Genomic DNA, 22,310 nt, shown 5'->3' with positions numbered 1-22,310 from the left:
TGTCAGCCTCCTTTTTGGCATAGCTGTCCGGCATCTTCCGGCAGGGAAGCGCCTTGTAGCCGTTGATCAAAACGATGAGTGAAACGGAAAACATTCTCGGAACAGACGTCGAGACAACGCCCGCAATTGATGCAGTCTCCCGATAGAATTAGTGGTCCGGTGCCGGTCCTCTCCCCTCGGAGGGCTGGAGCGATCACTTGTGGTTCCGGACAAATCGCGAAGCAATCCATGCAGTCGTCGCAGCGATCACGTGCTACAGCGGATACACGGAGAATCGATCCCTCACCAAGGAGCCCGTAAAAGGCGCCGACGGGGCACAGATGGCCACACCAACCATGTTGTGCGGTGAAGAGATCGAACAGGAAGATGGCAAGACTTGCCATGGCACCAACAAAGGTGCCGAACAGGATTGCACGATGCAGTGAGGTGATCGGATTGATCAGCTCCCATACAAGCGTTCCCGAGATCAGAGTGGTGATCAGGATGCCAGCCAGAACATAGAGCCGCAAGTTGCGTTTCGGCGTCCAGCCTTTCTTGATGTCAAGCTTGCGTCGCAACAAGGCAGCCAGATCGGTGATCGGATTGATGGGGCAAACCCATGCGCAATAGGCCCGACCACCAACCAGCAGATAGGCAATTGTTACGATGAGTGCGCCAACAATGGCGACCAGTTCCGGCCAATTGCCAGCCAGCAGGCCCTGAATGAGGATCAGGGGATCAGTCAGAGGCAGGAAATCGAGCGTCCAGCTGGAGGCCAGATTTCCTTCTGCGATCCAAATTCCAAACCAGGGACCTGTCAGGAACAGAGCTATGAAGAAGACCTGTGTCAGACGGCGGGCAATCAGGTAGCGATTTGCAAACCAGAAGCCATGCAATTCAAAGGCACGTTTGCCCGGGGTAAGGCTCATTTTCATGATCCACCTCCTGGCAAAACCGGGCCGCGATCAGGAAGATCGATGAGACCTGGAACGAGCTCGCCCCCTGCCTCTTCCTTGGCTTCCCAACCGAATTGATAGTGACTATCATGGGTGCCACCGGCAAGCCGGGTTGGCAGAACCTTGATGGCGGCTTCTTCCAGAACACAAGCCTTTTCGCAAATGCCACAACCTGTGCATTTATCGATATGAACGATGGGTTCCAGAATGGCATGTTTGCCTGTGCGCTCATTGTGTCGGCGATCCAGAGTGATCGCTTCGTCAATCAGCGGACAGACGCGATAGCAGACATCACATCTCAGACCTTGGAGATTGAGGCAGCTTTCCCGTCCAAGGAGAACCGCAACCCCCATTTTTGATTGTGTAATATCCGTCAGAGCGCGATCCAACGCTCCGGTCGGACAGGCTGCAACACATGGGATATCGTCGCACAACTCACAAGGACCGGTGCGTGCGATGAAAAATGGTGTGCCATGTGCAGGCCCCTCGCCCAGGTCAGCCAGGGCGAGAATATCATATGGACAATCCCGGACACAAAGCCCGCAACGAATGCAGGCGCTAACAAAATCAGCCTCAGCCAACGCTCCGGGGGGACGCAAGGCTGTGCTGGGCAGTGCCGCAGATTGACGGGAGAAAACGGTCAGGCCAAACATGGCTGCCGCTACACCGCAAGCTGCGCGCGCGCCATCAACGAGGATATCCCGCCGTGATTTTGCTGTTTTACTTTGCGCAGTCATTGTCTAATGCCCGTTAGGGTTTCCAGGATTTGGATGTCGGGGTTGCGTCATTGCCACCCCGACGGTTTCACGGAGATATCAAGCAGTTTCGACCTTACAGGCGCACTTCTTGAAGTCTGTTTCTTTGGAAATTGGACAAGTTGCATCCAATGTCAGTTTGTTGGTCAGTTGCTTTGCGTCAAACCAAGGCATGTAGACCGCGCCTTTTGGTGGTTTGTTACGGCCGCGTGTTTCCACACGACTGATCACTTCACCACGACGGCTTGAGATCTTTATGGTTTGACCACGACGAAGGCCGCGTTCTTTGGCATCATCAGGATGCATGTAAACCACAGCGTTCGGGAATGCACGGTGCAGTTCCGGTACGCGACGGGTCATGGAGCCTGAATGCCAATGCTCAAGCACACGACCGGTGATCAGCCACAGATCGAAGTCCTTGTCAGGGCTCTCTGCAGGTGGCTCATATGGTGCAAAGATGATGCGTGCCTTCTTGTCTGGACGACCATAGAAGCTTACGCCTTCGCCTTCTTTCACATATGGGTCATAGCCCTCACGGAAGCGCCACAAGGTTTCCTTGTTGTCGATCACAGGCCAACGCAGACCGCGTGAGTTGTGATATTGATCGAAGTCTGCGAGATCGTGGGCTTTGCCACGGCCAAAGCCTGCATATTCTTCGAACAGACCTTTTTGCAGATAGAAACCAAAGTGCTTGGACTCTTGGTTCTCGAAACCTTCCTGAATTTCGGACAGAGGATATTTATCAACTGTGCCGTTGGCGAAGAGGACCTCGAAGAGGGTCTTGCCTTTGAATTTAGGATTTTTCTCCAGAATTTCAGCAGGCCAGACTTCGTCTGTTTTGAAATATTTGGAGAATTCGACAACCTGCCAAACATCAGAGCGTGCTTCACCCGGCGCATTGACCTGTTGACGCCAGAACTGGGTGCGGCGCTCAGCGTTACCGTATGCCCCTTCCTTCTCCATCCACATAGCGGTTGGCAGGATCAAGTCTGCTGCTGTCGCCGTGACAGTTGGATACGGATCGGAAACAACAATGAAGTTGTCGGGGTTACGATAGCCTGGGAAGCCTTCCTCATTCATATTCGGAGCGGCTTGCATGTTATTGGTGCACTGTACCCAGTGGCAGTTGATCTTGCCGTCTTTCAGAAGACGATGCTGAAGAACTGCGTGAGCACCAGGCTTGCCGGGAATGATCCCTTCAGGGATGCCCCATTTCTTCTCGGCAAATTTGCGGTGTGCTTCCTTCATGACAACCATATCTGCGGGCAGACGGTGTGCGAAGGTGCCAACCTCACGAGCAGTACCACAAGCGGATGGCTGACCAGTCAGAGAGAATGGACCATTGCCAGGCTCAGAGATCTTGCCGACCAACAGATGCACGTTATACATCAGGCCGTTGACCCAAGTGCCGCGTGTATGCTGGTTGAAGCCCATGGTCCAGTAGGAAACCACTTTGCGGGTTGGATCAGCATAAAGCTCGGCAAGTTTGATCAGTTTGTCGACCGGCACACCGGACAATTCGGAAGTATATTCAACGGTATATGGCTCGACGAGTTTCTTGAACTCTTCAAAATCAATGCCGCTGACTTTTCCGTGCTTGCCTTCATGGGCTGGGAATTTGGCTTTCTTTTCCAGCTCATGAGTTGGGCGCAGGCCGTAACCAATATCTTCCTGAGTACGGTTGAAGGTGGTGTGAGCGTTCACGAACTCCCAGTTCACCTTGTCGTTCTGGATGATGTAGTTGCAGATGAAGTTCAGGATCGCCAAATCCGTTTGTGGCGCAAAGATCATGCCATTGTCAGCCAGATCGAAACAGCGATGCTCGAAGGTTGACAGCACGTGAACTTCGGACCCCTTCTTGGTCAATGCCGTATCGGTGAGACGAGACCAGAGGATTGGGTGCATCTCTGCCATATTGGCACCCCAGAGCACGAAGTTTTCGCCATGCTCAAGGTCGTCATAGCAACCCATTGGTTCGTCGATGCCGAATGCGCGCATAAAGCCAGCCACTGCAGAAGCCATGCAGTGACGGGCGTTGGGGTCAATATTGTTGGACAGAAGGCCGGCTTTCATGAACTTGGCCGCTGCATAGCCTTCCCAAACGGTCCATTGACCAGAGCCGAACATGGAAACGCCCTTCGGGCCTTTGTCCTTCATGGCTGCTTTCCATTTCTCAGCCATGATAGTGAAGGCGTCATCCCATGAAACCGGAGTGAATTCGCCGTTCTTGTCAAACTCGCCATTGGTCATGCGGAGCAATGGTTGGGTCACACGGTCCTGTCCATACATGATTTTGGACAGAAAGTAGCCCTTGATGCAGTTCAGTCCTTTGTTGACTGGTGCATCAGGATCGCCCTGTGTGGCCACTACTCGGCCATTTTTTGTGCCGACAAGTACACCGCAGCCGGTACCGCAAAAACGACATACGCCTTTATCCCAGCGGATGTCGTTGCGGCTAGCAGCTTTGGCGGCGTCGGGGACCATTGATACCCCGGCGGCCGCTGCAGTGGCAGTCACTGCACTTGCCTTCATGAAGTCGCGCCTGTTCTGCTTTAGCATGGCTTTTCCTCCGTTGCGCTTGTTTGCGCATCAAGATCAGGTTCCATTTCGTGATAAACGAGCGCTGTGGCGACGACGCCATCAGTCCGGTTAACAGCGGACATGGCATCCATAGCACTCATTGTTTCGGTATCCTCGATGGTGACCACAAGGCGGGCATTGTCAGATTGCCCATGGGTCTCAACACCGGGAATTTCTGCCAGCATGGCCTCCACCGAGTTCACTCGGTCAGGTCGTGCATGAACAAGTACACCGCAGACATTCATCATAGCGGGCACTCCTTTTGTGGTTGGTCAGGTTGCGAGGTATTGGAGGTTGATGGTGTGATAGTTGAAGCAAGCTGATCCTTAGGCTTTGGATCAGCCTGAATGGTCAATGCCTGCACCGGACAGGTGGAGAGGCATTCGCCGCAACCAGTGCAGTGATCTGCGTCGATGATCAGGGCGGTGCTACCACCCAGCTGCGGACGAAAACGCATGGCGCCATATCCGCAAGAGCTTTCGCATGCACGACATGCAACCGCCCTCGCCTCCAGGCATTGTGATGTAACATGCACCTTCAGCGGCCAGGCATGGCTCTGGGAAGGAGCGTCATCCTGCGTTGGAGCGACCAGTAGCCCGTGGGAGCAGGAATGGGCACATGCGCCGCAGAAGGTGCAAAAGGAATTGGTAAAATCGACTTCTGGACGTCCCTGATATCCCGCAACAAGCAGATCCTCTGGACAGGCTTCAATGCAATCACCACAAGCGGTGCAGGCATCGAAAAATGCCATCTCTTCCAATTTAGCATAGGGGGGCCGGATTGGGGCATTGCCCCCTTGCCCACCAGATAAGAATGCACGCCGGTCCACGTCCATAGTCCTTCCGTAAATGGAGAAAAGTGAGTCAGACTTTTCTCAAAAAGAAGCGTAAGTATTGAATGGGGAAAAAGCACTTGACTATCGTCAAATGATCTAAATCAAAATTGATCATCTACTTGAATTTTAATGATTTTTGTTGATCAAATTAAATCGGGTTCATGTTCGATTTATGTGCACAAGGCAAGCAAACAAGCACCTGAAATTCAGGTTATTATATTGTACGTAGCATTGAATACTTAGCCACACGTGCCTGTTTTTGGGTGAATTCGCAGCTTAATTTATTTCTTGAGAAAATAAATCATATTTACGTAAGGTTAATTTGATCTGAGAGCGTCAAGTCTGGCCTCATGATGCGTCCATACCTGCTCAGTCTTGACAAAGACAAAATAACTAATAAACTAGTTTTATAGAATTAATTAAATCTTGGAGTAAACGTGATGCAAGTTGAGATAGCTGCACAAGGGTTTGCCGCAATGGGCTCTGAAGCCCGACTGACTGTTTTGAATTGCCTCGTGCGCGCTGGCCGTGAAGGTCTCACCGTCGGTGATATCCAGGAGAGAACCGGGATTGCCCCGTCTACCTTGGCTCATCATTTGAAATTCCTCTCAGGAGCAGGTGTGATCGAACAAGAAAGGCATGGTCGATCAATCATCTCCAGGGCCAGTTATGATCAGCTTGAGGCCTTGGCGTCATATATTCTGAAGGAATGCTGTGCTGATAGCTGCTCCGATCAGTTGGTCGCCGTTATCAAGGAGAAAGACGATGTCTGATCTTGGGAAAACTGCTGTTGCTCCATCCTTCTCGCTTCGGGGATTGATGACATCCCTCGCCTCGCCTTGGAGTTTTGTCGTTGTTATTCCGGTCGTTGTTGCCCTCCTTGATAGCAATAACTTCTGGCCTGTTGTCACTTTTGCGTTCAAAGCCTTTGCAAGTACTGCGCCTTTGATCGCTTTTGCGGTCTTCCTGATTGCCTATCTAAAGGCAGCGGGTGCCGAGGCCATGGTTGCAGAAGCCTTCAAAGGGCGCGAGGTGCGGATGATCTTTCTTGCAGCTTTGTTTGGAGGCCTTGCTCCCTTCTGCTCTTGCGAGGTCATTCCGTTCATTGCCGGGCTTCTAGCTCTGGGGGCTCCCCTCTCTGCTGTTATGGCATTCTGGTTATCATCACCGCTGATTGATCCACCAACCTTGCTGATTACCGCAGGGGCGCTTGGATGGGAGTTCGCAATTGGCAAAGCAATAGCAGCCATTGCTTTGGGATTGTTTGGTGGTTTTGCCATAAGGGCGATTATGCAAGCTGGTGCGTTTACTTCCCCGCTCAAACAACAAAGCTCCTGCAGTTCTTGCGGCTGTGGGTCTGATCCCTTCACTGGCAAGGCAGTTTGGAAATTCTGGAATGAGCAAAAGCGACGTGAGGCTTTCAAGGCTGAACTCATCAGCAACGGGCTCTTCCTCATCAAATGGCTGGCCTTTGCCTATATTCTGGAAGCTTTGTTGGTGACTTATGTTCCTGCTGAACTGATTGCACGCCTGGTCGGTGGAGAAGGAATTCTGCCGATTGCCATCGCTGCACTTGTTGGTATGCCAGCCTATCTTAATAGCTATGTCGCACCGCCATTGCTCGCTGGACTGATGGAACAAGGCATGACAGGCGGGGCTGCAATGTCCTTCATGGTAGCCGGTGCTGTAAGCTCCATCCCTGCCATGACGGCGGTATGGTCATTGGTTCGGCCGCCAGTCTTTGCCAGCTATCTGTGCCTTGGCGTTACTGGAGCCATTGCCTCGGGTATCCTGTTCCAGATGATTGTTTGATCAGATACAAATGAAAAGGCCCGCAACCTTCCAAGGGTTGCGGGCCTTTCTTTGTTTTTTAGGGTAGAAGCAAGCTCTTATTGTGGCAGCTTGTCGTCTACACCTTTGACATACCAGTTCATGCCTAGCAGAGTGCCTGCATCAAGGGTTTCGCCTTCCTTGATTGCCTGAGTGCCATCCTGCTTGAAGATTGGGCCCTTGAATGGGTGCAAAGCACCGGACTCTATGTCAGCAGCAGTCTTCTTGGCCATTTCAACAACGTCTGCAGGCAGATTGGTATAGTCAGCCATGACGACCATTTTCTCTGCGAAACCACCCCAAGTGTCAGTGCTTTCCCATTTGTTGTCCAAGACTGCTTGTACACGATTAATGTAGTACTCACTCCAATCATCAACGATAGCTGTAAGCTGGGACTTGGGACCGAATTTGATCATATCAGATGCTTGACCGAATGCGAAAACACCGCGCTCTTCAGCAACCTGCAGAGCAGCAGGAGAATCCGTGTGCTGGGTGATGATGTCTGCACCCTGGTCAATCAGAGCCTTGGCAGCATCGGCTTCCTTGCCTGGATCGAACCAGCTGTTCACCCAGATCACTTTGATTTTCATCTCAGGATCAACTGACTGTGCACCCAGCAGGAAGGAGTTGATTCCGCGTACAACTTCTGGAATTGGGAAGGAAGCAATATATCCAACGGTCTTGGTCTTGGACATTTTGGCCGCGATTTGGCCAATTACATAGCGGCCTTCATAGAAGCGCGCTGCGTAAGTGGACACGTTCTCTGCGCGCTTATAACCAGTAGCGTGCTCGAATTTTACATTCGGATGCTTTTCCGCAACTTTGATTGTTGGGTTCATGAAGCCGAAAGAAGTGGTGAAGATCAGATCGCTACCGTCTCGTGCCATCTTTTCGATAACACGCTCAGCATCCGGGCCTTCGGCGACTTTCTCAACATAGGTCGTTTCAACCTTGTCTCCGAATTTCTTCTCAATAGCCAGACGGCCTTGGTCATGCTGATAGGACCATCCATGATCGCCAATTGGCCCCACATAAACAAAGCCAACTTTTACCTTTGAAGGCGCTTCAGCTTTGGCAGGCTCTTTAGGAGCCTTTGCTTCTTCTTTCTTGTCATCACATGCTGTCAGCGCGAATGCTGACACTGCAAGTACCGCAGCGGCTAGAAGTTTACGCATGTTATCCCTCTCCTGTTGGCATCTTTTTCAAGCTGCCCTAAAATTGAGGCGGTCTATATGTGGTGGGGCGACCGCCGAAAGATTGAGCGGCAAAAGATGCAGCTCTTATTGAATGCAATCCTGTTACCGATCGGGCACAAATGCAAGCCCCAGGCAGGCTGGCGTATTGGCACGGGCGACAGCGCGATTGCGAGAAATGAAAACCAGAGCCACGATGGTGGCCAGATACGGCAATGCCGTAAGCAGTTGCGATGGAACTGGCACTCCGGCACCTTGGGCATGGAACTGCAAAATAGAAACAACACCAAACAGATAGGCGCCAATGATCAGACGCTTAGGCAGCCAGCTGGAGAAGACCACAAGAGCCAGTGCGATCCAGCCACGGCCTGCGGACATATCCTCAATCCACAGAGAGGTATAAACCAGTGAAAGATAGGCACCTGCAAGACCAGCACAGAAACCACCAAAAAGTACAGCCATATAACGAACCCTGATCACTGAATAGCCAAGGGCATGGGCGGAGCCATGATTCTCTCCAACGGCTCGGATGATCAAGCCTGGACGGCTTTTGAAAAGGAACCAGGTCGTGCCAATGGTCAGAGCTATGGAGACATAGAACAGAATATCCTGGCCAAAGAGTGCTTTACCAATGAAGGGAAGTTCTACAAGTCCCGGAATAGGCAACGGGGTAAGTTTAACGCCAGGTGTTCCAACAAATGCTTCACCGATCATACCTGATAAGCCAAGCCCCAGAAGTGTCAGTGCCAGACCCGTCGCAACCTGGTTTGTAACCAGAGACAGCGTCAGTATACCAAACAGTAGCGACATGACCATGCCGCCAAGCATGCCAGCCAGAATGCCCAGATAGGGATTACCTGTGGTCAAAGAGACCGCAAAAGCACAGACAGCACCCATGATCATCATGCCTTCAACACCCAGATTGAGTACACCCGAGCGCTCAACGACCAATTCCCCCAGAGCCGCCAAAAGCAACGGTGTGGATGCGGTCACTATGGTGATGAGAATTGCTTCAAAGATTTCCATTAGACCGCCTCTTTATTTTTGGAGGAGACAAGTTTGATGCGATAGTAAATGAGCGTATCGCAAGCCAGCACATAGAAGAGCAAAATGCCCTGAAACGCCTTGGAGGTTTTTTCCGAGATACCAAGATCAATTTGCGCGGCTTCCCCGCCTAGGTAAGACAGTGCCAGCAAGAGCCCTGCAAACAAGATACCGACCGGGTTCAAGCGACCCAGGAAGGCTACAATAATTGCCGTAAAACCGTAGCCAGGTGAAATGGTCGGTATCAATTGGCCGATAGGGCCTGCAACTTCGACCGTGCCTGCGATACCGGCCAACGCACCTGACGTCATGAAGGCAAAGAGGATCATCCTTTCTTTGGAAAAACCAGCAAAGTTCCCTGCCCTTGGTGTTGCGCCAAGAACGCGGATCTCAAAGCCCTTCAAAGTGCGTGAAAACAGAATAAACACGGCAATAACCGCAACGACAGCAAAGAGCGCTCCAACATGCATGCGGCCATCAGCAATCAGGCTTGGTGCCTGTGCAGCATCATTGAAAAGACGGCTTTCCGGAAAATTGAACCCTTCCGGATTTTTCCACGGTCCACGGACCAGATAGTCCAGAGCCAGCAATGCGACATAGGTCAACATCAGACTGGTCAGGATTTCATTGGCGCCGAATTTGTTCTTCAGAATAGCAGGAATTGCTCCAAAAAGCGCGCCACCAACGGCGCCCATGGCGATCATCAGAGGGAATGTCAGTGGGCTTTCCCACTGATAGAAAACAACAGGCAGAATGGAACCCGCTATAGCTCCGACGGTAAATTGCCCTTCCGCACCGATATTCCAGTTATTTGACCGGTAACAGATGGACAGACCAACGGCGATAAGTATGAGTGGAGAGGCCTTCACCACCAATTCCTGCAAGCTCCAAAGGTCCAGCAGTGGTGCAATGAAATAGACATAAAGGGCTTTTGCTGGATTGAAACCAAGCATACTAAACATCAATGCACCGGTAATGAGTGTCAGCGTGATAGCCAAAACAGGTGACAGCCAGATCATCAGACTGGAAGGCTGAGAGCGCTTTTGTAATTCAATACGCATATCAATATGCCTCCTGGACTGCGGCAGATGGTGTCAGGGTGTCTTCTGCACCATGAACGCCGCCCATGAGAAGGCCGATTTTTTCGAGGCTCATATCTTCTACCAGTTCGGCTTTGGACAGCTCGCCCTTGTTGATCACGGCGATGCGGTCGGCAATCTCGAAAATCTCATCAAGATCCTGAGAAATGACCAGTACGGCTGCGCCTTGGCGCGCCAGATCAAGAAGAGCCTGTCGAATAAGTGCAGCAGCACCTGCATCAACACCCCAGGTTGGTTGGGAAACGACAAGAAGAGTTGGCCCACGATCGATTTCTCGTCCGACCACAAACTTTTGCAGATTGCCACCGGAGAGGCTACCTGCGTTTGGGTCCGGTGCACCTTTGCGGACATCGAAGGTTTCGGAAATGCGCACTCCAAGCTCTCCGGCATGAGTGCGTTTCAAAAACAAGCCATTTTTCAGGGGTTTATCAGACCCATGACGAGTAAGTATAACATTTTCACTGAGTGGTAAATCTGGCACAGCTGCATGGCCCAGCCGTTCCTCCGGTACAAATGCAGCACCAAGGCTCCTGCGAGCTGTCACACCCTTATGGCCGCTTTCAATGTCATTGATGATGACCGCACCGGTAGCTGTGTCACGCTCGCCAGAAAGCGCATCAAACAATTCGGCCTGTCCATTGCCTGCAACACCTGCAATGGCAACAACCTCTCCCCCCCTGACATTGAGAGAGATATCTTTCAATGGTACTGCAAAAGGTCCGGATGGGGGCAAGCAAAGTTCATTCAGTCGCAAACGAACTGGTGCATCAGAGACATCAGCCTTGCTTCTCTCCACAGCCTGCACACTACTCCCCACCATAAGGCGCGCCAAGCTGGCTGCCGTCTCATCTGAAGGGGTGCAATGAGCAACCAGCTTGCCATGACGCAATATGGTCGCCGTATCACACATTTTCTGAACCTCTTCCAGACGGTGGGAGATATAGAGAATGGAGCGCCCCTCGCCGGATAGGCGTTCCAGAGTCTCGAATAGAAGATCGGCTTCTTGCGGGGTCAGCACAGAGGTAGGCTCATCCATGATGATAAGCTCGGGATTTTGCAATAAACAACGCACAATTTCGATGCGCTGTCTTTCGCCGACCGATAGGTCGGCAACCAGATTGTCGGCTTTTAATGGAAGGCCATATTCGCGAGAGACTTCTTCAACCCTTTTAGCCAATAGTCCCATCTTGGTATCTTTGGGCAAAGCCAGTGCGATATTCTCAACCACTGTCAGGGAGTCAAACAGGGAAAAATGCTGAAATACCATGCCCACGCCAAGCTTTCGGGCTTGCGCCGGGTCGGAGAGATTCACCTCCTCACCCTTCCAGAAAATCTGGCCCGAAGTTGGCTGAAGAGCACCGTAGAGCATTTTTACGAGCGTGGATTTACCCGCGCCATTCTCTCCCAACAATGCGTGGATTTCACCCGCTTGAACCACCAGATCCACAGCGTCATTGGCCTTCAAGCTGCCAAATTGTTTGGTCAGACTTTTTGCTTGCAGGAGCGGAGCGTTGGTCATTGCTGATCACTCTCGAACTGGTACCAGAACGAGGAAGTCGCTCGGGCAGATTAAGTTGGCAAGGCGGGTGCGAAAGACCCGGCTTCTTTAAGTAACTATTGCGTGACATGCCACACAAAAAGACATCATTAACCGTATTCTTGATGCTTTATTCAGCCCTTTTATGCAGATGCTATATTTTTGATCTTTTATTGAGATCGAAGCACGCCTCACCGCCCTCAATAAAAGATCATTTTTCTGTTTTTCCCCGCCCTTTGGCCGAACCAGTGTGACGGGTAGATTGATCAATCTCTCCTTCGAAACAGTCCTAGTTGTTTGGAAACAGATCAGCAAAATGCTGGCGGGCATGGCTGACGAACATGGCGGGAGCCAGCTTCAACTGCCGTTGGGCATGGGTGATGATGGCTAAGCGGTTTTTCGGCAAAGCTTCATCATTTAACGGCAAAAACACCATATCGGCTTCCTGCATCTGATCTTCAAGGCCAATCCGGGTCTGGAAGCAAACTCCCAGACCTTTTTGCGCGAGCTTGCGCATCATTTGCAAAGTGCTGACTTCAGCAAAAACTGATGCATCTGTATTGGAGAGCATCTTGTCCAATGCAGCGCGTAGCGAAAGTCCTTTCGCTGGAAGAATAATGGGATATTCGACGCAAGACGCGAAAGACACGGTATCCTGCGTTGCCAATGGATGGTTTTTCTTTACGACTGCGCCAATTTCAAAATCCCGTTCATATCCGATCGAAAGGGTATCATCAGATCCGGGGTCGAATGTGAAACCGATATCAACTTCGGAATCGGTCACCAGACGCGTGATCTTGTTGGCGTGAGTGACTGTGATTTTCAGTTGGATATCCGGATATGCTTCACCAAAGGATGCAGCTAAATCGGTAAGCAATTCGGTTGCGACGCTCTCTACGCTGGCTATGCGAACGATACCACGCTTCAGGCCCTTCAGCGCATCGATCTCGGAGGCTGTTTCCTCAAAATCCCGCAGAACATGGGTCACATGACGCAAAAGGATATCACCAGCTGGCGAGAGTTGCAGACGTCGCCCTACCCGCTCAAACAAAGGCACACCAAGGCTATCTTCCAACCAAAGAATTTGTCTGTTAACAGCAGAAGATGCAACGTTGAGTTCGCGGCTGGCAGCCCGAATGGCACCATGCTCAGCGACTGCGGCGAAATAACGCAAAGCTGGAGAATATAAGAGGCGAGCGCGGTCCAGGATCTTGCTCCTTTGTCTGGTCACTCAAACTTTGCATCGGTGGCTGCGGACTATATCAGGTCCCTTGCCCCCTCGTGAAGGTTGAGTTCAGGTTACCCAGTCACTTCCGAACCTGTCAAAGGTCCGGAACGGTGGAACTGTTTCAATCTTTTTTAGTAAAAGGGCTTTGATTTTCCATTCAAAGGAAAAAATGCGATTTTGGCCAAATTGTTGCCAGTTTGGCTTAGTTATTCAGTCCTTTGTTGCTCTTTCAGGCTTTTAAGCTTGGCTCTGCGTCGTTTATCGAGGCTCATGATATTAAGGAACTCGACTAGAACCGAAAAGCCCATCATCGCATAGATATATCCGCGCGGAATGTGCAAGCCAAAGCCGTCGCCCACCAACGCAAAGCCAATCAGCATCAAGAATGCCAGAGCAAGCATCTTCGTGGTCGTATGACGTTCGATGAAGCTGGCTATGGGACCGGATGCCACATACATGATGACCATGGCGATCACCATCGCTGTGACCATGACCTCAATATGCTCGGCCATGCCTATTGCAGTGACAATTGAGTCAATCGAGAAAACCAGGTCGATGGCAATGATCTGGGCAATCGCTGCCCCAAAGACATATTGTGTCTTACCGGTGCGGATCTTTGCTTCATCTTCTTCTGAAAATTCCAATTCCAGATGAATCTCGTTCAGGGCTTTATAGACCAGAAACAAACCACCCGTAATCATCAGGATATCGCGCCAGGAGAAACCGTGATTGAAGAACTCAAAAACCGGTTTCGTCAGACCAATCAGCCAAGTCAGAGCGAAGAGCAGAATGATACGGAAGACAAGTGCCAGCAAGATCCCGATCATGCGCGCGCGCTGAGCCATTTGTTCGGGTAGCTTACTGACCAGAACCGAGATAAAGACGACATTGTCGATACCAAGTACAATTTCCATGGCCGTCAATGTCAGGAGCGAAGCGAGAATTGTCGGGTCGAGAAAAAAGTCGAGCATCATGAATGTTCCGCACTATGGTTTGGCGAGCATTTTATGGACTGGCTTTGATGTCCGGTCGTAGGATTTGCAGCAATCCACCAACAATGAAGAAATATATTCCAGTCAGTGCCAGGATCCATTGATCCAACGGAGTTGTCTGCATTCCGGCCAGTGTGACTTTCACTGCAAATGCACTCCAGACCGCAACCATTGCCATTGTTATCCAGCGCCAACGCACAACACGAACCGGATGGATGAATTCCACTGGAATGAACTGTGCGAGTGCCAGCAGGCATATCAGCACAAAGCCAACGCCCGGTGTCGGGGTGAAAATGAAGTAATAGAACAGCACCCCGTTCCAGACCGCGGGAAAGCCGCGAAAAGCCTTCGAAGAGGTCTTCATTCGGCTGTCGGCGAAGTAAAGTCCGCCTGACATGACAATGATGGACGCAGCAATCGTACCCATTGTTCCTGGCATGAGGTCCGCATAGACGAGTACAAAAGCGGGCAGGAAGACGTAAGTAATGAAATCGATCACGAAATCCAGCGCATCACCACTCCAGTTCGGCAGGGTTTGACGTACTTGAAAATGCCGAGCAATTGGTCCGTCAATGCCATCAACGAACTGCGCTACGAGCAACCAAGCAAACAGCATTGTCCAGTCTTTCTGGACGGCTGCCAAAAGGGCTAAAAGTGCGAAAGCCCCACCAGATGAGGTGAGGATATGGATCATGAATGCTATTACTTTTTTCATGCCCCTTGCTAACCCATTCAGTCATGGGGGGCAATTGAAGATGAAGTCGCCAAGCCTACTTTTGGCCTAATCCCACCGGTATTTTTGCTCTGGAGTGCCTATCCAATGCCCAATAGAGTGCGTCCAGCATCTGATATGGTAAAGATCAACAATCCCCAGACAATCAGGAAGATCCCGATTCCTCTTGTTACCCAGATATTGGGAACCATCTTCTCGATACCCATCAGAACACCCAAAATGGCCATCCAGATGACATTCATGACCCCAACCGCAAACATCACGGCCATGATGGCCCAGGTGCAGCCAAGGCAGAAGATGCCCTGCTCCAGCCCCATGACATAGGATCCGGTGAAAGACTGGAAGAAGCCTTGTTTGGAGCGGCGGTTGAAATATGGGAACGGCAACTGACACCGAATAAGACAAGCCAACTTTGCGGGTGTGAATTGATAGATACCCGCAAGAACCAGAATAGACGCAGAGAACACCATTGAAGCAGGAGCCATGACAGGCGACATGGTTTGTGCTTCTGTCAGTCCCCATTGCACAAGGGTTGCCAGCAGACCAAAACCGATCCAAATGGTCAGATAGCCAAGTGCCAGCAAAAGAACAGAGAAAGCCGTGATCTTGTTGCCCTTGGCTTCCTGAAAATTTGCATAGCTTTTCAGGATTGGAGCAGCTGTTGGCAACATCATGGCGATTGCCATCATCGACCACATGGCAAAGACAATAGTCAGATCCTCAAAACCCCATGCACCGAAGCTTGGCATGCCGAAATGACCGATAGCGGCAGAAGGCGCGCAAACTGCAGCGATGAATGCACGAGTGGTTGGATCCAGATTTCCGAAGCTGTTGAAGATATTGAAGGCATCCATACCTGGCCCCATGGCCCGCATATCCATATCTGGCGCCATATCAACAACCATGGCGAATAGATAAGTCCAAGCAAACAACGACGCAATAGCAATGAAAAGCACCAACATTATTCTGGGTTTTCCAGATGCCGCAACGAGAGCCGCATCCTGGTTGAACAGCTCTTGCCCCTCAATATCGGCCTGATTGAAGATCTTCCCCATCATGGTAGGCTTCCCCGTTACATCCTGTGCGCCTGACGAACTACGCGTTTTCCCTGCATCACGCGACTTCTGGCACGACTTCTGGTCTCTATCAAGATTGGAAGGCTGGCTGCGGCTTTTTGGCACAAGTCTTGTCCCCGGTATGGTACGTATGTCTTTGACCCGGAAGCGAGACTGGATTATTGCATAAAGGACCGCACAGCCCCAAATATTGTTTCATTCTATAATGAGGGGCAATTTGTCCGATAAGTGAAAGGTAGGCCATGAGCGAGATCAAAACAGCCGATGTTGCCGTTGTCGGAAGCGGCCCTGCTGGTCATGTGGCGGCCATTCAGATGGCAAAGCTCGGACTGAAATGCGTTTTGATTGGTCCCGCTCATTCCGGCACCGACGGTCGAACCACCGCACTCTTGGGAAGTTCTGTCACATATCTGGAGCAATTGGGGCTTTGGAATCAGGTCAGAGCGCAAGGGCAAGCCCTTAGAGTGATGCGTCTTTTCGATGATACAGGCCGTTTGATCCGTGCACCAATCACCGAGTTTGACAGCTCCGAGATCGGGCTTGAATCCTTCGGGTATAACATCGACAACAATAAGCTGGTCAAAGCCTTGCATGAGGGCATTGGCGATCTTGAAGATTTGATTGAAGATCAGCAATTTGCAACTTCGGTAAAACTTGAAGACGATCACGCTCTCATTGATATGCAGGACGGTAGTCAATGGCAAGTAAAACTGGCCATTGCTGCTGACGGACGCAAAAGTCTGGTCAAGGAAGCTGCCGGTGTTGAGATGCGCAAATGGTCCTATCCGCAAGCTGCACTTGTTCTGAATCTGCATCACAAGAGCCATTCTCACAATAACAGTTCCACCGAGTTTCATACGCCAAGCGGTCCATTCACGCTTGTTCCCTATGAGAATGCCAACACATCCAGTCTTGTCTGTGTGGTGACACCTGAAGAAGCAGAAGAGTTGAAGGTACTGGATCGCGAGGCACTTGCACTGGAGCTGGAAAAGCGGGCGCATCATCTCTATGGCAAGTTTGAAATTCTGACGCAGCCGCAAATCTTCCCGCTTGCTGGCATGATAGCCAAACAATTCCATGGCCCACGTGCTGCTCTGATTGCCGAGAGCGCTCACGTCTTCCCGCCAATTGGCGCGCAAGGGCTTAATCTGAGCCTTCGAGATATTGAAGAACTCTCAAGCCAGATTGGGCAAGCGCTGGGAGCTGGCCAAAAAGACGTTGGTGCAGAGAGTATTCTGGAGGCATATGACAAAGCGCGTCGCACCGATATCTGGTCTCGTACCGCTGGGGTTCACATGCTCAATATGTCCTTGCTCTCTTCCATCCCGGTTCTACAAGGTTTACGTACAGCAGGCCTTGCAGCCGCGAAGAGCTTCTCCCCCTTGCGCAAGCTGCTTATGAAAGCTGGTCTGGATAGTCCATCGCGTTTTTCCAAAGTAGGCGAATAAGGCATAAATTCTCTGAGAAGATTGCGAGGCTTCCCGTTTATAATTCCGGGAAGCCTTTTGTTTTTGAGTTCTGATCGCGAAACTGAGGCATGATGGGAACCACGGCCGCGCCAATGGTTTCGCCATTGCTTTGCTCAATGCGATAGTCGAACAGACCACGTTCAATGAAGTGAGGATCGTTCAAGGCTTCGTCGAACTTCTTGACGAGTGATACACAGCAATCGGCTTTGTCGAAATGCTCCATCCATTCCGATGATGGTTTGGTTTTGATCAGTTCGGCGCATTTGGCTTTGGTTGTCTCAGGGTCTTTCCAATCCTGTTTCAGGTCGTCGTCCAAACCGATGATGTCGGTGAACTTGTCCCAGAATTTCTGTTCCAATGCGCCACAGGCGATAATACGGCCATCTGCTGCGGGATAGAGCTGATAGCGGGGTGAGGCTCCTGTGAGTAGCCAATCGCCATTGCCCGGATAAGTACCGGTCGCCTGCCCTGCGGCATGAAGAAAGGCCGCAAAGGTGAAGCTGTTGTCAGCCATAGAGATATCGAGATTGGTGCCCTCTCCCGTCTGATCGCGCATACGGAGTGCCAACAGAATGTTGATCACAGCAGGCATGGTTCCACCGCCGATATCGCCAACCAGAAATGGTGGCAATGATGGCTTGTCATCCAATCCGGTCGAGAAGCTGAGCACACCCGCCTCTGAGATGAAGTTCAAATCATGTCCAGCCTGAGTGGCTTTGGGGCCGGTTTGGCCATAGCTGGAGATAGAGCAATAGATAATGGCTGGATTGATCTTGCGGACTGCCTCATAATCCAACCCAAGACGAGCCATGACACCGGGTCGGAATTGTTCAATCAGGATATCTGCTTGTTCTAAATGTGGCCGTAGCTTCTCCAGAGCACCCTCTTCCCGCAGATCAATCTCAAGGCTTTGCTTCCCTCTATTCATGAAAGCGAAGGGAGCTGACTGCTCTCCCCATTTGGGAGGATAGTTGCGCAGATCCTCTCCACCCGGTCGCTCGACTTTCAAGATATCCGCGCCAGCCTCTGCCAACATCAAACTTGCGAGAGGTCCCGGCAGGAGTGTTGAGAAATCCAGAACTTTGATACCGGAAAGGGGTTGAGCAGCCATTTGAATTCCTTTTCCCTGTAATGGGTGATTGCTTGTTTTTGTCTTTATAGCGGCAATAAGCCCTTGGTTATGAGATAGAGAAAGGTCGTAACTGTAGCGACGGAAAGCAATGTACCAATCATCACTGCGCTCGAAGCTCGCTCGACATAAACGTCATATTGCTGAGCAACCACAAAAACATTGGCTGCGGGTGGCAAGCAGGCCATGAGGATGGCAGTATAAACCCAGCTGTCGGGGATACCGTCAATCCGGCTCAAAAGCAGATAAACCAGCACTGGGTGCACTATCAGCTTGATGATGAGAAGAACCGGCATCTCGGTCGGCACTCGGCGCACCTGACGCAGGGCAACGGCCACCCCCATAGCAAACAAAGCACAAGGCGCTGCAGCGTTGGAGAGATAGGTCAGCATCTTGTCGATCCAGCCAGGAGGTTGGAACTGAACGGCTGCGGCCAGCACACCAATGATGGTGGCAATGATGAAGGGATGCAGGAAAACCTTCCTGAGCACATATAGAATCGTCTGCTGCCAACTTAGTTTTTCTGTTCCAGACAATGCCATCATGACCGGAATCAGAGTGAACAGAAGAATGGAATCAAAACAGAAGATCAGCGCTGTTGGCACTGTTGCGGCTGGCCCGAGAGCTGCGATCGTCAGGCCGGGACCCATATAACCGATATTGGAATAACTCCCCACCAATCCTTGAATGGTCGCTTCTGCCATTTTGCCCCGTGTCATCCAAAGACCGAAGGCAAAGGCCAGCGCGAATGCACTGTAGGTGGTCAATGTGGTGGACATGACAAAGGACCAGTTTGTCAGTTCTTCCAAAGGGGTTTGAGAGATCAGTCGAAAGAATAGAGCTGGTAGAGAGATATAGACGACGAAGAAATTGAGCCAAGCCAGACCCGCTTCAGGCAGTTTGACAATTTTTCCAGAGAGGAAGCCTAGAAAGATCAGCCCGAAAAAGGGCAGAGCCAAGGTGAATACGTCTCCCATATTGCCTCCCCTCTTTCTGCACGATCACTTTAGATGATTTCGTCGTTGTATGGACACTGTCGATAATTGTGATTCTTACGTTTTCGACGGATATTGATACAGATTTTCAAATTTGCCCAATTGCTTCTACCGCAACAGTACGGAGAGATGCAGCAGGTCAGAGGAATGTCTAATGTCGTCTGATTGGTAGTGTGCTTTCCACACCGGCAAAGTGCCTACTGAGCGGGTTTTTCTTGCGCTTTTCACAAGCTTCTCTAAAACCAGACAGAGTTCTGAACAACTGACAGAGAAGAAATTTGTCCAGCCCACAAAAAAAGCCAAGAAAGATCACGTTTTCTCATCGTCTGGAATATGCCGGTGTGATGCTCGTTATCAGTATTCTGCGTATGATGCCATTGGAAATGTCTTCTGCTTTCATGGGCTGGTGTTGGCGAAAGGTTGCGCCAAAACTTTCCAGGCAGAAGCGAGCCATGGATCATCTCCGGCAAGCCTTTCCCGACAAGACAGATGAAGAACTGCATTTGATCACTCTGGATATGTGGGACAATCTGGGGCGCACCTTTGCTGAAGGTCTGCTGGTAGATCGGTTTGAGAAGGCAGCCGCGAAGTTTCATAAAGACGAGAATTTTGAGAATATCGAGGCTTTGGTGACTAAAAAGGGCGGCGTGCTGGTCTCCCTTCATTCCGGCAATTGGGAACTTGGCGGCATTATCGCGCATCAACATGGCGTCAAGCTCTCCACCGTTTATCAGAAACTGAAAAACCCACTTGTTGATGGTTATGTCGTTAAAATGCGCAATTCCTTCTTCAAAGGGGGCATTCACGCCAAGGGAAACCGGGCAGGCACCAAGATGATGGCCTGGGTGCGTGATGGCAATATTGCCGCCATCATGGGTGATTTGCGCGATGCCGGAGGGCTGAAAGTTCCCTTCTTCGGACGCCCTGCCCCAACCAATATCTTCCCCGCTCGTATGGCGAGAAATCTCAATGTTCCTCTTGTGGCTGGACGAATTGTACGGCGTAATGGGCTGGAGTTTGATCTGGAGTTTGAAGAGATCAATGTACCCTATACTGATGATGTTGACGCTGATGTGAATGAGGCAACGCGTCAGGTTCAAGCAATATTTGAAAATTGGGTCCGAGCACGCCCAGACCAATGGATGTGGGCCCACAAGCGCTGGGGGTGAGCACTAGAACGACCATTATCATCCATATTTCAATCACCCATTCACAAAAATCATGCTGTCTTCACCTTCTTGCCTATTGCGCCGCAGCAATTTTTGCGGTGCGATATACCCAAATCACTTTTGCTGGCCGTGACGGATCACATAATATGATGGCCAGAGGACAAAACAGGAGGCGGGCATGAAGACCCCACGCGCATTTTTCAAACCCCTGGCCATTGGCGCCCCCGAGCCATTCAAGGAATTGCCAACCCGTGTCGAGCGGATGATTCATTTCGTCCCGCCTCATATCGAGAAGATGCGTGCCAAGGTTCCTGATCTCATCAAGAAGGTCGATGTGGTTCTGGGCAATCTGGAAGACGCCATTCCTGCCGACAATAAAGAAGAAGCCCGCGCTGGTTTCATTCAGATGGCCAAAGATAACGACTTTGGTGAAACCGGTCTCTGGACACGCGTCAACTGCCTGAACTCCCCCTGGTTGCTGGATGATATCACCGAGATTGTTTCGCAAGTTGGCGACAAGCTTGATGTGATCATGCTTCCAAAAGTGGAAGGCCCCTGGGACATTCATTATCTTGATCAATTGCTGGCGCAGCTGGAAGCCAAGCATGACGTGAAGAAACCAATTCTCATTCATGCAATTCTGGAGACTGCTGAAGGCGTGAACAATGTTGAGGCGATTTGTGGTGCTTCGCCGCGTATGCATGGTATTTCGCTTGGCCCAGCCGATCTGGCGGCCTCTCGAGGTATGAAAACCACGCGTGTAGGCGGGGGACATCCCGGCTATCGTGTTCTGTCCGATATGGAAGAAGGCAAAACCCGCTCCATTTACCAGCAGGATCTATGGCATTTCACTATTGCCAAGATGGTCGATGCTTGTATGGCTCATGGTTTGAAAGCCTTCTATGGCCCGTTCGGCGATTTTGCTGATCTGGAAGCATGCGAAGCTCAGTTCCAGAACAGCTTTCTTCTTGGCTGCATGGGCGCATGGTCTCTGCATCCAACCCAGATTGATATTGCCAAGCGAGTTTTCTCCCCTGAGGTTGATGAAGTAAAAATGGCGTTGCGCATTCTGGAAGCGATGCCAGATGGCACAGGAGCCGTCATGATTGATGGTAAAATGCAGGATGATGCTACCTGGAAGCAGGCCAAGGTGATCGTGGATTTGGCCAAACAAGTCGCAGCCAAAGACCCTGAGATGGCGGAAAAATATGGCCTCCAGGCGTGAACAGCTAACTGCGCAGTTTTTTAGCTTGACAAATTGGCCCCCTCATGGCCTCTAGCGCTTCTGCAATCAGCCTGTTTGGGCTGATTGCCTTGAATTCAAGTGAGCGGAGCCAGAACCATGACAGAGATGAAAAGAGCCAAGTTTCAGATTGGTCAGGTCGTCAAGCATCGCGTCTATTCTTTTCGCGGTGTCATTTTTGATGTCGATCCGGAATTTGATAATAGCGAAGAATGGTATGACGCTATTCCAGAAGATGTGCGTCCGCGTAAAGATCAGCCCTTTTATCATCTTTTCGCCGAGAATGATGAAACAGAATATGTAGCCTATGTCTCCGAGCAGAATTTGCTCGAAGATGATAGCAATGAACCCGTCCGTCATCCCCAGGTGCGACAGATCTTCAAGGGCCGAAAAAGCGGCATCTATCAACCAATCGACGATTTGTTGAATTGACGCTCTGATAGCGAAACAATGTACCAATCGTTCAG

21 protein-coding genes are annotated in these 22,310 nt (G+C 50.9%); 6 read left to right on the top strand and 15 right to left on the bottom strand.

Annotation, left to right across the window (positions count from 1 at the left end; genetic code table 11):
• Positions 1-2 precede the first annotated feature (2 nt).
• The 5 genes from napH to napF all read right to left on the bottom strand — a co-directional run bounded on the left by napH (position 3) and on the right by napF (position 5,099).
• Positions 3-914 (bottom strand): quinol dehydrogenase ferredoxin subunit NapH, encoded by a 912-nt coding sequence (napH, locus tag CRO57_RS05965; RefSeq protein ID WP_210200765.1) that lies wholly within the window; start codon positions 912-914, stop codon positions 3-5.
• The gene (gene napG, locus CRO57_RS05960; protein ID WP_097152409.1) at positions 911-1,672 is read right to left on the bottom strand and encodes a ferredoxin-type protein NapG; all 762 of its coding nucleotides are present in this window, start codon (positions 1,670-1,672) and stop codon (positions 911-913) included. The genes napH and napG overlap by 4 nt, the downstream gene beginning before the upstream one ends.
• 78 nt (positions 1,673-1,750) lie before the next feature.
• A complete protein-coding gene (gene napA, locus CRO57_RS05955) occupies positions 1,751-4,249 on the bottom strand; it encodes a nitrate reductase catalytic subunit NapA (RefSeq protein ID WP_097152408.1) in 2,499 nt (832 codons plus the stop codon).
• Positions 4,243-4,518 (bottom strand): chaperone NapD, encoded by a 276-nt coding sequence (locus tag CRO57_RS05950; protein ID WP_097152407.1) that lies wholly within the window; start codon positions 4,516-4,518, stop codon positions 4,243-4,245. The genes napA and CRO57_RS05950 overlap by 7 nt, the downstream gene beginning before the upstream one ends.
• On the bottom strand, positions 4,515-5,099 hold the full coding sequence (napF, locus tag CRO57_RS05945; RefSeq protein ID WP_170955966.1) for a ferredoxin-type protein NapF: 585 nt from the start codon (positions 5,097-5,099) through the stop codon (positions 4,515-4,517). Before napF ends, CRO57_RS05950 begins: the two co-directional genes overlap by 4 nt.
• A 446-nt stretch (positions 5,100-5,545) precedes the next feature.
• Between napF and CRO57_RS05940 the strand changes: the two genes are divergently transcribed.
• Complete coding sequence (locus tag CRO57_RS05940) at positions 5,546-5,878, top strand: ArsR/SmtB family transcription factor (protein WP_097152405.1); 333 nt, start codon at positions 5,546-5,548, stop codon at positions 5,876-5,878.
• On the top strand, positions 5,871-6,917 hold the full coding sequence (locus CRO57_RS05935; RefSeq protein WP_097152404.1) for a permease: 1,047 nt from the start codon (positions 5,871-5,873) through the stop codon (positions 6,915-6,917). The genes CRO57_RS05940 and CRO57_RS05935 overlap by 8 nt, the downstream gene beginning before the upstream one ends.
• Before the next feature lie 77 nt (positions 6,918-6,994).
• Here CRO57_RS05935 and CRO57_RS05930 read toward each other — a convergent pair whose 3' ends face one another.
• The 8 genes from CRO57_RS05930 to CRO57_RS05895 form a co-directional block, all read right to left on the bottom strand.
• Positions 6,995-8,110, bottom strand: coding sequence for a BMP family ABC transporter substrate-binding protein (locus tag CRO57_RS05930; protein ID WP_097152403.1), 1,116 nt, complete (start codon positions 8,108-8,110; stop codon positions 6,995-6,997).
• A 123-nt stretch (positions 8,111-8,233) separates the two neighbouring features.
• Positions 8,234-9,154: an ABC transporter permease gene (locus tag CRO57_RS05925; RefSeq protein WP_097152402.1), complete on the bottom strand. Its 921-nt coding sequence runs from the start codon at positions 9,152-9,154 to the stop codon at positions 8,234-8,236.
• Positions 9,154-10,233, bottom strand: coding sequence for an ABC transporter permease (locus CRO57_RS05920; protein WP_097152401.1), 1,080 nt, complete (start codon positions 10,231-10,233; stop codon positions 9,154-9,156). The genes CRO57_RS05925 and CRO57_RS05920 overlap by 1 nt, the downstream gene beginning before the upstream one ends.
• Position 10,234: 1 nt before the next feature.
• Positions 10,235-11,791 (bottom strand): ABC transporter ATP-binding protein, encoded by a 1,557-nt coding sequence (locus CRO57_RS05915; RefSeq protein WP_097152400.1) that lies wholly within the window; start codon positions 11,789-11,791, stop codon positions 10,235-10,237.
• Positions 11,792-12,098: 307 nt separating this feature from the next.
• The gene (locus CRO57_RS05910) at positions 12,099-13,040 is read right to left on the bottom strand and encodes a LysR family transcriptional regulator (protein WP_210200764.1); all 942 of its coding nucleotides are present in this window, start codon (positions 13,038-13,040) and stop codon (positions 12,099-12,101) included.
• A 203-nt stretch (positions 13,041-13,243) separates the two neighbouring features.
• Positions 13,244-14,008: a TerC family protein gene (locus CRO57_RS05905; RefSeq protein WP_097153230.1), complete on the bottom strand. Its 765-nt coding sequence runs from the start codon at positions 14,006-14,008 to the stop codon at positions 13,244-13,246.
• 34 nt (positions 14,009-14,042) lie between these two features.
• On the bottom strand, positions 14,043-14,744 hold the full coding sequence (locus CRO57_RS05900) for a CDP-alcohol phosphatidyltransferase family protein (protein WP_097152399.1): 702 nt from the start codon (positions 14,742-14,744) through the stop codon (positions 14,043-14,045).
• 98 nt (positions 14,745-14,842) lie between these two features.
• Positions 14,843-15,820, bottom strand: a complete 978-nt coding sequence (locus CRO57_RS05895; protein ID WP_210200763.1) for a DUF2182 domain-containing protein — start codon at positions 15,818-15,820, stop codon at positions 14,843-14,845.
• Positions 15,821-16,080: 260 nt separating this feature from the next.
• On the opposite strand from CRO57_RS05895, the gene CRO57_RS05890 reads away from it, so the two are divergent.
• Entirely contained in the window at positions 16,081-17,286 is a 1,206-nt protein-coding gene (locus CRO57_RS05890) for a UbiH/UbiF family hydroxylase (RefSeq protein WP_097152398.1), read from the top strand.
• A 37-nt stretch (positions 17,287-17,323) separates the two neighbouring features.
• Here CRO57_RS05890 and CRO57_RS05885 read toward each other — a convergent pair whose 3' ends face one another.
• Positions 17,324-18,418 (bottom strand): CaiB/BaiF CoA transferase family protein, encoded by a 1,095-nt coding sequence (locus tag CRO57_RS05885; protein ID WP_097152397.1) that lies wholly within the window; start codon positions 18,416-18,418, stop codon positions 17,324-17,326.
• Between the two features lie 44 nt (positions 18,419-18,462).
• The gene (locus CRO57_RS05880; protein WP_097152396.1) at positions 18,463-19,413 is read right to left on the bottom strand and encodes an AEC family transporter; all 951 of its coding nucleotides are present in this window, start codon (positions 19,411-19,413) and stop codon (positions 18,463-18,465) included.
• A gap of 296 nt (positions 19,414-19,709) precedes the next feature.
• Here CRO57_RS05880 and CRO57_RS05875 point away from each other — a divergent pair, with 296 nt between their 5' ends.
• The 3 genes from CRO57_RS05875 (at position 19,710) to hspQ (ending at position 22,275) form a co-directional block, all read left to right on the top strand.
• On the top strand, positions 19,710-20,600 hold the full coding sequence (locus tag CRO57_RS05875) for a lysophospholipid acyltransferase family protein (RefSeq protein ID WP_097152395.1): 891 nt from the start codon (positions 19,710-19,712) through the stop codon (positions 20,598-20,600).
• A gap of 178 nt (positions 20,601-20,778) precedes the next feature.
• Complete coding sequence (locus CRO57_RS05870) at positions 20,779-21,825, top strand: HpcH/HpaI aldolase/citrate lyase family protein (RefSeq protein ID WP_097152394.1); 1,047 nt, start codon at positions 20,779-20,781, stop codon at positions 21,823-21,825.
• A gap of 117 nt (positions 21,826-21,942) precedes the next feature.
• Positions 21,943-22,275 (top strand): heat shock protein HspQ, encoded by a 333-nt coding sequence (hspQ, locus tag CRO57_RS05865; protein ID WP_170955965.1) that lies wholly within the window; start codon positions 21,943-21,945, stop codon positions 22,273-22,275.
• Positions 22,276-22,310 lie beyond the last annotated feature (35 nt).

Origin of the sequence: Cohaesibacter gelatinilyticus (assembly GCF_900215605.1) — a bacterium.
Lineage (GTDB): Bacteria > Pseudomonadota > Alphaproteobacteria > Rhizobiales > Cohaesibacteraceae > Cohaesibacter > Cohaesibacter gelatinilyticus.
The sequence above is the reverse complement of the archived record's forward strand: the minus strand, read 5'-3'. Positions and strand labels throughout refer to the sequence as shown.